We start from the raw sequence: 14,307 nt of genomic DNA, 5'->3' as shown, positions 1-14,307 counted from the left end.
CTTGTCAGTTGCTGTTACCAACAACATCCCAAGACTCGCTATTATCTGGCTGGCTAGACCTTGGATAAATCGGATTCCCACCGACTTGGTTACACACCCTTAGCTGGGCGCACAACTGGAATTTGTCAAAGAGGATTATTCCAATATTCCACAGTATTTCTATTTACATCATAAAAAGTAATATTACCCGCATTTATAGGCAAGACAATCGCAAAAGGTTTATTGCGGTCAATATCAACCACTTGAATTGTGTTGCCATCATCTATTTCAAGTTGTTGCACCTGCTGTTGATTCATAGAAATAAATGCTCGTTCATTATATCCCTCTACAGTAAACTCCACAATTCCTCTTTGAATCCCCGAAAGAGTTCCACCTCCACGGAAAAAATATCCGAAGGAAAGTCCTGGACGATTGACATAGACGGAAAAAGAATGGTCACTCAAATCCTGAGGGTAAGAAATATATGCAGCCATCGTGCTGGAAACGCTTCCATCGACCGTCCAATCATCCTTAATCTTCTGCGACGAACGAATATCTGCCTCCAGCTTAGATGAAGTCACGCCGATCTCATTGTTCGTATAAAGAAAACAAACAAATAAAATACAAGCAAGAACAACCCCTATCACAATTTTAAGAAATATTTTTTTCCTTTATTATTTTTCATTTTTTTAAACTATTTAATACTAATGTCTTTTATAATAGCTTTTCATATATTATATAATCAATCTTTATAAGTCCTTTTATAAATTTCTTTTCTACCATTTTCGATAAATTCCTGTTTAATATTTTTAATTCCATAAACAATAGTTTCAATAGGATAATATTCTTCAACTATATCTTGATATTCTTTTGCTTTCTCAATATCTATATTTCCATACATTCTTAATATATCTTCTCCAAAATTTGTTCCTATTTCTTCTTCACTATCTTCAAGTAAGTATATAAAATCACAATATTCATCTATAATTCCAGAATCTCCAAAATCAATTATTCCAGTTAATCTATTATTGCCATCTAACAATAGATGATTACAACTAAAATCATTATGGCATAAACACTTTTTACCCTCAAAAACTGTTGTTGCATTTAGTCTTTCCATAAAACTTTCTATATAATCTTTTTCTATATCAGTTAAATCATTATAAATAGTTTCACGCAACAATATATACTCTTCTAATACATTTTGTTTATTATCAATAGTACATTCACTAATATCTGTATAATCTAAACCGTGCATTTGTCTTAAAAAACTGGCAATATCTCGTTTTAACAAATTTTGTTCTTCTTCTGACATAGTAGAATAAATTTCTGGTGTTAAAAAAGTTCCTTTAATTTCTTTATAACCTAGTATAGATAATTCATCACTAATATACGAATATTCAATATTAGGAATTTTTACATTAGTTTCTAAATTTGTATTTAAAAAATTATATATTGCTTTTTCTTTTGCATAACCTTTTTTCTTATTAGTACTAAATTTTGTTTTAAAAATGTATTCATTATTAACTAAATATGCCACACTATCATAACCACTACCGATTATTTCAATACTATCTACTTTGAAATTATCAAAGTAATGCTCAATTAAATATTTCATTGCCTTAACATTTGTGGCATTATCATCATATCTATATTCCATTAAATAACAATCTTCTTTTTTGCCCTCGTGTAATTCATGTTCTGGCAAATCTTCAATAATTCTAAAACCAGATTTTTGGTATGCCCTTATTGCTCTTGGATTATTTTTATGAGGGTCTAAAATAACTGCATTAGCATTTCTTTCTTTTTTCAAAAATTCAAAAATCAATTTAATATATCTTGTACCAATTCCTTTACTCCAATAATTTGGCTCTCCTATAAATTGATCCATACCATAGACTATCTCATCAGTTTTTGGATAATGATAATCAGTATATAACTCATCATACATTTTATATATTTGTCCATATCCAATAGGAACATTGTTATATTCAATAATTACTCTAAAAACTTCATCTTCCCAAGGCTCTGTATAATGTTTTTTTAATGATTCTAATGTATATTTTTTATCTCTACCACCATAAAATTCTAATACTCTTTCATCAGTTAACCATTTTAACATCAAAGGAAAATCATCATCTATTAAAGTTCTTATACATATTTCATTTTCAACTATATTCATTTATTTATCACCTTTTTCATAATCATATACATATACTATTTCATCTTTATAATCATTTTTACCACCTAATTTTTCATATACATGGCAAGCTCTAGGATTACCTTTATCAGTTATTAAAAACATTTCAGAACAACCAATCTCTTTAGAATATTCCTTAATAAAAGATAATAATTTTGAACCATAACCTTTGTCTTGATAGTTAGGTAACATTCCTATTGAGTGTAAATAAAACATTGTTTTTCCATCAGGTCTTAAAAGTGTATAGCAATATGCAAATCCTATAATTTTATTATTTTCTTTAGCTATAAACCCAAATGAACTGGTATCATTAAGAAATCCTTTTAAATTATCAATATCAAAAACCATATTATCATCAATTAAAACTTCTTCCATAAACTTTTTTTCACGCTATCAAAACTCCTTGTCAACTTTCGATTTGTCATAATCATTCTACCATACCGTTATGAATAAATCATCTCTTGCAAAATAATTTCTTCTGCCCGGTTGTGAATGTTATTGCAACGCTGCACCCATTCCATTTGATGGGTACGCTTCAATTCCTCGGTCACACCATCGGCAGCCTTCATCTGCTCCATGATGGTGTCTAACCGTTCCTGTGCCTGTTCGTTCAGGTCTGCAAGATATGTCCATAACTCCCCGGTCAGTGTCAATGTGTTCAATCTGGCTGGGTGGGCTTCTCTTAAATATTCCCGGTGCATCCGTCCGTACTTTCCGATAGGGCGGTGTTCCTCCGGCAGCTTCAAATCTGGGATATAGTAATCTCCGACAAGGATATAATCAATTCCGTTTTCCGTTATTCTTGGTTTCAATTCGCTCATGTTCCTTACCTCCTGTGGAAGCAGGCTCGTCTGGTACTAACTCAATCACATCGGTAATCTCACAATTCAGCGTTTCGCAGATACGGGCCAATGTATCCATGCTGATGTGCTTTCCCTCTTTGCTCATGTTGGCAATCATATTCGTTGTCATACCGGCGGCAAGCCTTAAATCTTCTTTTCTCATATCACGCTCTAACAGTGTATGCCAGAGTGGTTTATAGCTGATGTGCATATTGTTTTCCTGCCTTTTTATCCATACCACCGGGGCGGCTGCCCCGGCAGGAACTTTTCTCTTATTATAACACCAATCTTGTGTAATCACAATTTATTCTTGTATCCTGCCGCTGATACCGTCTGGATTGTGCTTTTCCTTTCTTTTTGTTCCCTTTAATTAGCCATAAACTGCTTGATGCCCTGTGATTTTGCACCCGGATTATCGTTACCATACCCTTCCAGAAGGTTGATAACGCCCCATACGCCGACACCTGCGCCGATAGCGGTTACTACTGTTTTAAGTCCTGTTACTGATGTTGTAAAAAAGCTCATGATTCGTCTCCTTTTTCAAAAAAATAAAAGGAAGCCTTGTGTATATATTTTTTTCTACATCAAAGCTCCCTGTGTACTGGTTCCATATTCAGTTGTTCCACTTCTGGACGTTGTGACCAGAAGTTACTCGGCAATTTCTCCGACATCGCATACCTCATCCACCACATCATTCCTCTTAAAGCGGAGTCTGTTGCGGTTCTTGACGTATTTTTCAATGTCAAATTCATTCTTTTTGTCATAATCGGATAACAGCGGGTACTGCTTATGCTTCGTTATATCAAACTTATCTGAGAAAAAAGGTCTCACGCCCCTAAGCTGCATGATACACTTGCTGCCATCCATGACTGCAATCTCGTCCTGGCTCATCAGTTCCTTTCCGGTCTTTTGGTAATTCAGACCGTAAGACTGGCTCGTCCCCCTTGTATCCGAGGTATTGTAAAGGTCAATCGTTTCTTTCCCAAGAATTTCTGCCAGATCTTTCAGAGTATCTTTCTCTTTTCCTCCCAAAAACAGGGTTGTGTCGCAGTTTCCTTCGATGGTCGATGCGTTGTCCTTATACAGAGCCTTTAGCTGTGACTTTGATTGTAAAATAATAGAAGCTGATATTTCCCTCGACCTTATGGTCGCTATCAGCTTCTCAAACTGTGGAATCTGTCCGATGTTCGCAAACTCGTCCAGTAAGCACCGGACGTGGATCGGCAGTCTCCCGTTATATACATCATCTGCCTTGTCACAGAGCAGATTGAATAACTGCGAATACATGATACTCACGATGAAATTGAATGTCGCATCGGTATCGGAGATAATGACAAACAATGCTGTCTTTTTCTCCCCCAGTGTATCTAGCTCCAGTTCATCATAAGAAGTCAGGTCACGCAGTTCCTTGATGTCAAATGGTGCCAACCTCGCACCACAGCTAATCAGAATAGATTTTGCTGTCTTTCCTGCGGCAAGTTTATACTTTTTATACTGTCTTACCGCAAAGTGGTTCGGGTTCTTCTGCTCCAGCTCCTCAAACAGCAGGTCAACCGCATTTTTGAAGTCCTCATCATCTTCCCTTGCTTCACTGGCATCCACCAGATCAATCAGCATGGAAAAATTCTGTTCTTCCTCCGGTGCTTCGTACCAGATATATGCGATCAGTGCCGTGTAATAGAGCTTTTCGGCTTTCACCCAGAAATCCTCAGAGGCTTGCTGTCCTTCCCCTTTGGTATTTACAATGATTGTGTTTACGAGTTTCAGAATATCCTTTTCGCTCCGGATGTAAGCAAAAGGGTTGTAATGCATTGATTTTGCAAAGTTAATGGTATTAAGCACCTTAATCCGGTAATCATTCTTAGACAGCATCCTGCCGCATTCGACCAGCACAGTACCCTTCGGATCAGTGACCACATAAGAGGAATGCATCTGCATCAGGTTCGGCTTCACAAAGAAACGGGTTTTACCGGAACCGGAGCCACCGATCACAAGAATGTTTTTATTCCTTGCATACTTCGGCTGCTTCGGTCTGCCGGACATCATAAGACGCTCCGTTGCCGTTAAAAGCACGTTGTTTTCAAATACCGGATCGACATAAGGCTCTATGTCTTTGGCAGTTCCCCACCTTGCCGAACCGTATTCTACTCCCTGCCGGAATTTCTTTGCATTTTTCGCTTTATAATATACTACCATACGAAATCCTATCCCGCATCCTACGCCAACGAGTAAATCCCTCGGCATAAAACTGGGAAACGGGTTTACAAACGCACCTCCCATCCCATTGATCGTGTCCAACACCTTCTGTAACGTGTTATCTCCTGCCTGCTGTCCATACAGCCATGAAACCTTATTCAAGACATATCCAAATATCACATAGGGAGCGCATTTGAGGGCAAGCTGTTTCCCATTTACCCCTCTGCACTTTTCTTTGACAGTTTTCGGGATTGACTGCAAATCCTTTACAATCCCGTCAATGACTTTGCTTATAGGCTCTGTCCCCTGTCCTTGTTTTTCTCTCTGCTCCGCTCCCGGTTCTTGTTCTGTGCGATCATCTTCTGAAGTCCTTTCAGTTTCTGCCGTAATGACGGACGCTGTTGCTTTTTCTCATTAACTTTTACAAATTCCTTGAACGCCTGTGCAATCACATCGGCATCCTTACCCTTAAAAAATACAAGGTATTTTTGCGGTTCCGTGGTCTTATCCCGCTTTACAGCGAAATCTACATTGTACTTTCTTGCAACACGCTCAAAAGCCTTAATGTTATCATCCGTGACCTCTATGGACTTCGCACCCGCTCCCTGACCGACCAGCTTTTTCACCGGTATTTTCCCGTGGGAAGGCTCTTTATGCTTCTGATGCTCCAGATACATCTTCATCGCCTTCTGGAGAACACTTGCGGTCAGTTTGGATGTCTTGATTGCAAGGGCAATCGTTTTTTGTGTTGTTTCCTCCTGCACAGTGTACCTCCTTCCTGATCTGTCCCTCTCCTGTCAGGGTGGAACCAACAGCCTGTGGAGCTGTATTTTCATTCCCATATCTACAATTTCTCTCCTTCCTCATGTTCCCTTTCCCACCAGTTCAGTTCTTCCTCATAAAAATCATCCAAAGCAGACCTGAGTTCTTCTTCCTGCTTTTTTGCCTTTATGCCATCCCTCACTGCCTTTACGACAACTGCCCCTACTGCAATCGCAATCAATAACTTCTTTCCATTTTTTCTACTCATTTTTGTTCCTTTCCACTTCTGGACGTTATGACCAGAAGTTGTTGCAATAAAAAAAGGCAGATACAAAATCTTTCGATCTCATACCTGCCTTAACGCTGTTATTTAATTTTATAATCATGTTACTATTTTTATCCGTTAAACAATATGTGCTGTCCAAATATGCACCCTTGTTTTTTGATTATTTCTATTCAAAATAATTTGTGCGTGTTTTAATTCCGCATATCCAGTAGGCACATCTTCTAAGTCTGTAACTCTATTATATGGATAACCATATCCTTGAAAATAATCCAAAATCTTTTGATATCCAGAATCAAAATTTTTTACAGTTGTATAAATAAGTAAAAAAGCATATGGGCATCCATTAGGATCATATTTCGTAAGAACTTTATTGATATGAGTATCTAAAGCATCCTTTTCTAATGAAGCAATCTTTACACCTTCTATCATAACAACGGGTAATCCATCAGCGCATATTTGTATATCAACTTCTCCAGCACCTTCACCAGCCTCAGATTCTCCCTGTCTTGTCTGATCTTTTACAATATAACTTTCATCTAAAAGATCTCGAATATAATCATTCATTGTATCTTCACTACTTTCTATATTGTAGTTATGATTTCGTTGAAGCTTTGACATTGACCGGAGCACCTTATCGCAAATCTCTTTTTCCGGAATTCTACTATCATCTTCTATTTGTGTTTCACTACAATTATCGCTATATTCTTCTAAGTGATCTCTTAATACATTCAGTTTTGATTCCAGTTTCTCAAACCTACCCTCATCACCCAAACCACTAAAATTAGTCAATAACTTCATTATTTCATCAATGTAATTATCTCCCTCTATCTTATTTAGTTCAAAGCATAATTGATCTTTCCATTTCAAAAATTCTGGTTGTTTATATATTGTTTGAAACTCAAAACTAGATTTTTTACGTTGTCCTGTAGCACGATCACATGGGGCAAACATCTGAAAATTTTGGGGTCTAAATAATGCTTTTATTTCAGGAATCTGGTCAATTAGTTTTTTCACACGATCTATGTTAATCATATCATTTTCACCTCGTAAATTTTATTTTCTCAAATTCTAAAAACATACTTGATTAGCAAAACCAATTATACCAAAAACTCTTTTGACATTCTACACTTAAACATGATTCACATAAATTACCATCTACACCATTATTTCAATATGAATATAGTATAAAGATTTGCAGAGACTTGTTTATGACTTAATATAACATCATCCAGCAACAGACAATGCGCCAATACCTCTACATCCTCCATGCCCATAAGCCGATTAACCACCTCATCCCCTTTGTCCGGTACTTTGGCTGAACATACAGCAAAATCCCGCCTAGCTTCCCTGCAATACTTATATAACCCCAAAATATACTTGTTTGACATAATAAATCCAAACGCTTCATTCTTCTGATATGTCATCTTGTGTGTATCCCATTCTTCCTCCGGCAAAGAAAAGTAACACCTTGCCGTCTCAACATAGCAATCCCCCTGATAAGTCGGCTGTAACTTTTTCTCCTGCCGCAGCATCTGATGATAGATTTTCTCCCTGTCAAAAACACTTCTTGCCCTTGTAAAATCCGGTGTTTTTCCTCTCATGAACGTATAGACATTATTGATTATGGTCTTGCTCGCCAATGCCTTATATTCCCCCACTCTATGGAGATACTGCAATACCTCTGTCAATTTCTCTTTTGATGCGATCTCCTGATAGCAACATGCATCCAGTTCGATCCTTTCAAATTGAAGCGGTGTACTGCCCTTCTTAATTTCCCGCTCCATAATCCGTTTCGTATCACGCATTGATTCCATTTTATTTCCTTTCCACTTCTGGACGTTGCGACTAGAAGTTATAAAGAGGGCAGATACAAAATCTACAATCTCATATCTGCCCTGCATTTCAGCAAATGAACTATCTCCTTGCATATTCCAGTATAATATTTATTATTTCTTTGATGATCGCAGCTATTTTTATGGCAAGGACAACCACACCTATGACTCCGCCTATAATGGCATCCAGTGCAAGCACACCTATGCTTCCGGCAGTCCCAAAGTTGCGTGGTATCAACAGCATAAGCATCTTCCGTATCCCAAATGGGAACCCACTCATAATCCAAAATTGAAACCAGTTTACCCCATTTCCATCTACACAAATCCAATAGCACATATTCATCCACACTGCAATTACAAGCAATGGCAGTATCACCTTAAACAATACCCTTTTCATGCCAGCCTCCCCCGTACATATCATGCTGCACTTCCTGTTGATAAAAATGATTTATCGTAGTGGGTGCATTATAAAGTGACGTAATCATATATGCCTTGATATTTGTGATTTTAGTGGTGGTATTCTGCATACAGCCAATCACATATTCCAAATGGCTGCTTTCCAGTTTCAAAAACCTTGATTTCACAAGCTCATACGGATATTCTTCTCCTGCTACCCTGATTGTTGGACGCTTCACGCAGACTACCTCACAGATTACCTGGAACAGTTCATCGTAAAGCTCTCTCTTTCCATAACCATCATACTGCATATGGTGATCGTAACTGATATTTTCTTTGATTAGCTCTATGTATGTCTGGACATCATCCATCACATCCATCGTATCCTTTTTCCCTGAATCAGATTGAATGATAGGATTGATATAACTCTCCTCAGTATAGTTTAAATCAGTCTGATTATAGTTAGTATAATTAGGGTTCGATTCTCCGACTTCTTGAGGTTCGATTTCCGGACTTCCAGAGGTCTGATTTTCCGACTTCCTGAAGTCCAATTTTCCGACTTCTTGAAGTTCGATTTCCGGACTTCTTGAAGTTCGATTTTCCGACTTCTTGAAGCCTGATTTTCCGACTTCTGTGATTTTATCAGTGTTTCCAGACTTTTTTTCATCTACATTTTCTGCCAGTGAAGCAAAGTTCTTCACATATATGATGTCCGGTTTGCCCAATCCTCTACGCACTTTCTCTACCAGACCAATTCCCTTAACAGAATCCAGCTCTGCAAGAACCTTAACCGCCTTTTCCTTTCCACACCCCAAATCTTCCATAATACTGTCTATGGTGTATATGATATATGCCCGATTGTCCTCATCAAACCACTCATTTTTTATAGATAAGGACATACGATCAAGCATCAGACCGTATAAAAGTTTTGCATCACTGGATAATTTCTTAAATCTTTCATCCTTGATCAGCAGGCGAGGAACACGATAGAATGAGAACTGTTCTGCTTCTATTCCATAATAATAATCCAGTTGTAATATTTCACTCATTCCCGGCTCCTCCTTTCTACTGCGTGCTCTTCCAATTCTCCAATAACTGATAAATAATATTCTCTATTTCTTCCCTGCTGTATGTCGCAGGAAAATAATTGTTAATGCGCTCTGTTTTTATGACAACCTTTCGCTCCACGGTTTTCTCTTTTTCCAACATCATGCGAACCATCGGAAAGGTAAGTTCCCCTTTTTTGTCACTTTCCTTGAGCATGGCACTCTGCTGAGTTGTGATAACAACATTTGTTTCCTGTATTGCAACCAAAACCCACTGCTGTGCATCCTCTGATAAAAACGATAAGTCAACTGCCTGCATGATACCGATTTTCTTTGCATCCACCATATCGAGCAGCGAATCCGACAGGCGTGAAATCCATATATATCTCTGAACCGTCTTTGCACTCTCTCCGGCAGTTTCCCCAACCTCATCCAAAGTATTCTTACCTGATTTCTTTCCCTGATGCTTCATGGCTTCGTATTTCATCTTATAGGCTTTTGCCTTTTCACTCGGTAAAATATCCTCTCTTTGGATATTAGAATCTACCATGATAATCGTAGCTTCATCATCAGAATAGTTTCGGACAATAACCGGCATTTCCAATTTTCCGGCTCTCTGTGAACCACGTTTTCTGCGATGTCCGGCAATCAGCTCATATCCTCCACCAGTTCTCGGTCTTGCAATTCCCGGTACAAGTACGCCATACTGACGGATACTTTCTGTGGTTTCCTCCATCTTTTCATCATCAACCACACGGAAGGGATGATTTTTGAAATCATGCAGTTCAGCTAACGGAGCATTGATAATCTGTTCAGCCCCTGCCGTCTGCATTTCACTACTGCCAAATAAATCATCAAAGCTGTTCAGCTTTACCTTTGCGGCACTCCCCTTCTTATTCATCTGCAAGCACCTCCTCCGTCAATGACTGGTAGGCACTTGCCACTTTTCCATTCGGATCGTGCTGATAAATGCTCACACCTTCCGCAGAAATCTCCGCAGCTCTTACCGACATTGGAATACTCTCTTTGAATATCTTCACACGGCTTCCATAGTTCTCAATCAGCAGGGTACTGATGTCCTTTGCATAATTGGTTCGGTTATCAACCATTGTTAGCAGAATACCCTCTATCTCCAGTTTCGGGTTGATCTGACGCTTTACCTTTCCAATCGTCTTAATAAGCTGTTCCAGACCTTTTACTGGCAGATATGCCGCCTGTACCGGAATCAAGATGCTGTCCGCACAGGCAAAGGCATTTATCGTAATCATGCCTAGGGATGGCATACAGTCAATCAGGATGTAATCGTAGCGGTCTTTCTGCTGTTCTATGTAGGTACGCAGCACCGTTTCCCTGCTCATAACATTTACAAGTGAGGTTTCCAAGCCGGAAAGTTCAATATTTCCCGGCATAAACTCCACCCCTTCCTCATGTCTTAAAATGCCGTACCCCGGTTTTATTTCCTCATCATTGATAATGTTTGCCATAATAGTTGCAAGTGTAATTTCCAGTCCGTCCGGCTCCTGAATGCCAAGACTTGCCGTAAGACTGCCCTGCGCGTCTGCATCTATCAGTAAAACTTTCTTTCCTTGTTTTGCTAGTCCAATTCCTAAATTGCTTGTTGTGGTGGTTTTGCCAACTCCACCCTTCTGATTTGCGATTGCAATAACTTTACACATGATAAATTCTCCTATTCTCTACTATTTTGCTTTTATTTGTTGCCCTTTACATTGCTTTTCTTCACTTCCGCATAAGCCCTGTAATATTTGTTTGTCCCCTTATTGGTATAGAGTTCCGAAAACTCCATAACCTCTATTTTCGGATGACGCTGTAAGATTTTCTGAAACCAAACAATATCATTCTTTGTTCCCATCACTCTGACTTTTAACACTAATCTGTTCCTCCAAATAAGGCATACAGTTCCTTGTTGTAGGTTGCGTATTCCGGATAACGGATCTGTATCGCCTGCCAAAAATATGGTGCATACGCACAGCAGAACAAATCCTCTACTGTATACTGCCTGCACTCGTTTAACTGTTTTTCTGTTTTCGTGTAATCATCTACACTCGGTGTGCCGTTGCAATACAGGTTAAATGCCATTCGCACCACTTTCATACTGCCACTGGTCTGCCAGCCTTCATGCAGACACTCTGTTTTTACACATCCCGTCTTAAAATCATAGATGCTATCAACATTTCTTCTGGTATCGTTGTTAATACCAAGGCAATAGCAAAGTGCTTTGTGGTACTCATCCTGATACCGCACCTCTTTTAATTTTTCATAGTAGAATTTTTCATGTGCTTCGCTGATAAAATTGATTGTCTGTTCCTTTTTGTTTTCTGCTCCTAACGCTGTGTTGTTCATAATGGACCTCCATTTCATTATTTCATGTGTTTGTTGCACCTAAAAACCATTCACAAATGCGCAAAAAAAGGACATTCCTAAGTAATTAGAAATGTCCTTTGGTTTCGATGTTACTGTCACGAGTAACAAATTGTTGCACTTACGGGTGAAAATGTAATATCAGGTATTATCACCTATTATTCCACAAAAAACTGTTGCACTTTTGTTGCACCTGTGCGGTTTTGTTGTACTCATTTTTCTATAACACGTTACAATATTTTATTGAAAATCCAACTATTCTTCTGAGAATAACTGCTGTTTGCGCTGTATCATTTCATCAATCCTTGCGATATACTGCGCTACATCCTTGACATTCTCGCATCTTTCGATCCGATGTGTGCCGTCCGGATTTGGTTCTGTCCAGACACGCTTCGTCGAAGCTCCGGCTCCGCACGCCACGATGGTCTGTTTCTCCTCCATTATCAGGATATTATAAACTCCCGCTTTTCCTTCTTTGGCATAACCAACATTCTCAAAATTTCCCGCCATATTCTTCTGACGGTACAGATAATATGGCTCTAAGCCCATGCGTTTTGCATAATCTGCCGCCAGTTCAACCGTTTCCCATGTATTTTCAAATGTCAGATCTTTATACTCATCCCGAAACATATTTAACCGTGCTGCACGCTTTAATGCTAATGAGTGGACGGTAAGGTTGTCCGGTGCTAATTCCATGACCTTTTGCAGCGTTTCTTCTACATCATGGATAGTTTCATTCGGAAGTCCTAAGATCAGATCCATATTGATATTGTCAAATCCTAATTCTCTTGCCATATGAAAACTTTGTACTGCCTGTTCTACCGTATGATGTCTGCCAATGATCTTTAAAGTTTCATCCTGCATCGTCTGTGGATTGATCGAAATTCTTGAAATTCCTTCTTTTTGCAGCACTTCTAATTTTTCTCTCGTAATACTGTCCGGTCTGCCGGCTTCTACCGTAAATTCTATGCAGTCCGAAAGATCAAAAGAGGATTTGATTTTTTGGATCAGTCTTTTTAACTGGTATGGCTCTAATGTTGTCGGTGTTCCGCCTCCGATATAAACTGCATTTAACTTCTTGTCTGAAAACTCCTCTGCCGTAAAATCGATTTCTTTTTCAAGTGCATCTAAATATGCATCCACCTTATCTTTCCATATCCCTAACGGATAAGAGGTAAAAGAGCAGTACAGACAGGTGCTCGGACAAAATGGAATCCCGATATACAGACTATAGCCGTTTTCATAATCAATCTTTTTTAGCAGCTCTAATTCCCGCTTTGCGATCTCAATGCTTAGATTAATCTTTTCCTCAGAAGCAAAATATGTCTGCTTCATATAATCCCTGATAAATGCATCACTTCGTCCTTCCTCTAAAAACGCCATTGGGATTTTTGTCGGACGGATACCTGTCAGATCTCCCCATGGAAGTGTCGTTCCCGTAAATTCACAAAGCATCTGGTAAAATGTCTGTTTTAGCTGGTTTTTGGTCTGTTTTCTATCTGTAAAATCAACTGCGATCTCTCTTTTTAGTACCGGATTTTTCGTTGTATCTTCAGATTCATAAAATGCTATCTGTATGGCTTTCTCTAAATATGTCGTAACCATATGAAATGATATTGGCTCTTTAGCTTCTTTTTGCTCTGCACTTACCTGTACATTTTCTGCAGGATAAAATGCTTTTACCAAAGAGTGAATATCGTATTCAAAGTCAGCCCTGTTTAATTGAACTGTTATCATGGTCTACCTCATAAAAACGGATTGTACTGTCTTTCCCAGCCAATCGTTGTTGTATCATTATGTCCCGGATATACTTTGATCTGCCCCGGTAACGGCATCAGTTTTTCCTCAACAGAGCGGAGTAATTCTGATGCACTTCCTGATGGGAAATCTGTCCTTCCGACGGACTCCCGGAACAGGGTATCTCCGGTAAAAACGGTCTGCTCTTTTTCGATATAATAACAGCAGCCGCCCTTGGTATGTCCGGGTGTTGAAAATACTTTTAATGAAAATCCTGCTAATTCTAATGTTTCTCCATCTTTGACATAAATATCTGCATGATAGACTTCCTGTTTTCCGATCATGCCAGACAGGTTCAACGTTGGATTTTCAAGCGTTGCCTGTTCATGTTCTTCTGCATATATCCTAATATCAAATGCGTCTGCAAGCATTTTTGCTGCTCCTGCATGGTCAAAATGTCCATGTGTCAAAAGAACTGCCTTTGGTATCAGATGTTTTTCTTTGATCTTATCGATCAGCATCGCTCCCTCATCTCCGGGATCGATCACTAACATTTCACTTGTATCTTCGTTGATCGCAAAGTAGCAGTTCGTCATCACCGGACCAACTACATACTGTTCTACCTTCATTCCTGCCATATTTCCTCTTTTCT

General features: G+C 38.8%; 19 protein-coding genes. All 19 read right to left on the bottom strand.

Annotated features, from left to right (window positions below; translation table 11 throughout):
- Positions 1 to 125: 125 nt before the first annotated feature.
- Positions 126 to 560, bottom strand: coding sequence for a hypothetical protein (locus H8S17_RS11160; RefSeq protein WP_233509629.1), 435 nt, complete (start codon positions 558 to 560; stop codon positions 126 to 128).
- A gap of 161 nt (positions 561 to 721) precedes the next feature.
- On the bottom strand, positions 722 to 2,161 hold the full coding sequence (locus H8S17_RS11155; RefSeq protein WP_001028144.1) for a bifunctional aminoglycoside N-acetyltransferase AAC(6')-Ie/aminoglycoside O-phosphotransferase APH(2'')-Ia: 1,440 nt from the start codon (positions 2,159 to 2,161) through the stop codon (positions 722 to 724).
- Positions 2,162 to 2,554: a GNAT family N-acetyltransferase gene (locus H8S17_RS11150; protein WP_000393259.1), complete on the bottom strand. Its 393-nt coding sequence runs from the start codon at positions 2,552 to 2,554 to the stop codon at positions 2,162 to 2,164.
- A gap of 68 nt (positions 2,555 to 2,622) precedes the next feature.
- On the bottom strand, positions 2,623 to 3,000 hold the full coding sequence (locus H8S17_RS11145; RefSeq protein WP_003533403.1) for a TnpV protein: 378 nt from the start codon (positions 2,998 to 3,000) through the stop codon (positions 2,623 to 2,625).
- Positions 2,960 to 3,232, bottom strand: coding sequence for a helix-turn-helix domain-containing protein (locus H8S17_RS11140; protein ID WP_002593556.1), 273 nt, complete (start codon positions 3,230 to 3,232; stop codon positions 2,960 to 2,962). The genes H8S17_RS11145 and H8S17_RS11140 overlap by 41 nt, the downstream gene beginning before the upstream one ends.
- 155 nt (positions 3,233 to 3,387) lie before the next feature.
- Positions 3,388 to 3,546, bottom strand: coding sequence for a Maff2 family mobile element protein (locus H8S17_RS11135; protein ID WP_106492176.1), 159 nt, complete (start codon positions 3,544 to 3,546; stop codon positions 3,388 to 3,390).
- 123 nt (positions 3,547 to 3,669) lie between these two features.
- Positions 3,670 to 5,478 carry a VirD4-like conjugal transfer protein, CD1115 family gene (locus H8S17_RS11130; protein WP_207723405.1) on the bottom strand — a complete coding sequence of 603 codons (1,809 nt, stop codon included), beginning with the start codon at positions 5,476 to 5,478 and terminating at the stop codon, positions 3,670 to 3,672.
- Between the two features lie 29 nt (positions 5,479 to 5,507).
- Complete coding sequence (locus H8S17_RS11125) at positions 5,508 to 5,981, bottom strand: PcfB family protein (RefSeq protein ID WP_186867367.1); 474 nt, start codon at positions 5,979 to 5,981, stop codon at positions 5,508 to 5,510.
- 80 nt (positions 5,982 to 6,061) lie between these two features.
- Entirely contained in the window at positions 6,062 to 6,247 is a 186-nt protein-coding gene (locus tag H8S17_RS11120; protein WP_186867366.1) for a hypothetical protein, read from the bottom strand.
- Positions 6,248 to 6,382: 135 nt separating this feature from the next.
- Positions 6,383 to 7,297 carry a hypothetical protein gene (locus H8S17_RS11115; RefSeq protein ID WP_015559836.1) on the bottom strand — a complete coding sequence of 305 codons (915 nt, stop codon included), beginning with the start codon at positions 7,295 to 7,297 and terminating at the stop codon, positions 6,383 to 6,385.
- Positions 7,298 to 7,428: 131 nt separating this feature from the next.
- The gene (locus H8S17_RS11110) at positions 7,429 to 8,079 is read right to left on the bottom strand and encodes a hypothetical protein (RefSeq protein WP_243238065.1); all 651 of its coding nucleotides are present in this window, start codon (positions 8,077 to 8,079) and stop codon (positions 7,429 to 7,431) included.
- Between the two features lie 100 nt (positions 8,080 to 8,179).
- Positions 8,180 to 8,494 (bottom strand): DUF6050 family protein, encoded by a 315-nt coding sequence (locus H8S17_RS11105; RefSeq protein ID WP_015559834.1) that lies wholly within the window; start codon positions 8,492 to 8,494, stop codon positions 8,180 to 8,182.
- A complete protein-coding gene (locus tag H8S17_RS11100; protein WP_015559833.1) occupies positions 8,475 to 9,542 on the bottom strand; it encodes a DUF6017 domain-containing protein in 1,068 nt (355 codons plus the stop codon). The genes H8S17_RS11105 and H8S17_RS11100 overlap by 20 nt, the downstream gene beginning before the upstream one ends.
- Positions 9,543 to 9,558: 16 nt before the next feature.
- Positions 9,559 to 10,440, bottom strand: coding sequence for a ParB/RepB/Spo0J family partition protein (locus tag H8S17_RS11095; protein ID WP_015559832.1), 882 nt, complete (start codon positions 10,438 to 10,440; stop codon positions 9,559 to 9,561).
- Positions 10,433 to 11,215 (bottom strand): ParA family protein, encoded by a 783-nt coding sequence (locus tag H8S17_RS11090; RefSeq protein ID WP_015559831.1) that lies wholly within the window; start codon positions 11,213 to 11,215, stop codon positions 10,433 to 10,435. The genes H8S17_RS11095 and H8S17_RS11090 overlap by 8 nt, the downstream gene beginning before the upstream one ends.
- Before the next feature lie 32 nt (positions 11,216 to 11,247).
- Positions 11,248 to 11,427 (bottom strand): hypothetical protein, encoded by a 180-nt coding sequence (locus H8S17_RS11085; protein ID WP_186867365.1) that lies wholly within the window; start codon positions 11,425 to 11,427, stop codon positions 11,248 to 11,250.
- Positions 11,427 to 11,900 (bottom strand): DUF6075 family protein, encoded by a 474-nt coding sequence (locus H8S17_RS11080; protein WP_015559830.1) that lies wholly within the window; start codon positions 11,898 to 11,900, stop codon positions 11,427 to 11,429. Before H8S17_RS11080 ends, H8S17_RS11085 begins: the two co-directional genes overlap by 1 nt.
- 273 nt (positions 11,901 to 12,173) lie before the next feature.
- The gene (gene hemZ / locus H8S17_RS11075; protein ID WP_186867364.1) at positions 12,174 to 13,655 is read right to left on the bottom strand and encodes a coproporphyrinogen dehydrogenase HemZ; all 1,482 of its coding nucleotides are present in this window, start codon (positions 13,653 to 13,655) and stop codon (positions 12,174 to 12,176) included.
- A gap of 8 nt (positions 13,656 to 13,663) precedes the next feature.
- Entirely contained in the window at positions 13,664 to 14,293 is a 630-nt protein-coding gene (locus H8S17_RS11070) for an MBL fold metallo-hydrolase (protein WP_186867363.1), read from the bottom strand.
- Between the last annotated feature and the right edge of the window lie 14 nt (positions 14,294 to 14,307).

Origin of the sequence: Roseburia zhanii (genome assembly GCF_014287635.1) — a bacterium.
Lineage (GTDB): Bacteria > Bacillota > Clostridia > Lachnospirales > Lachnospiraceae > Roseburia_B > Roseburia_B zhanii.
This window is presented reverse-complemented; position numbering and strand designations above follow the sequence as displayed.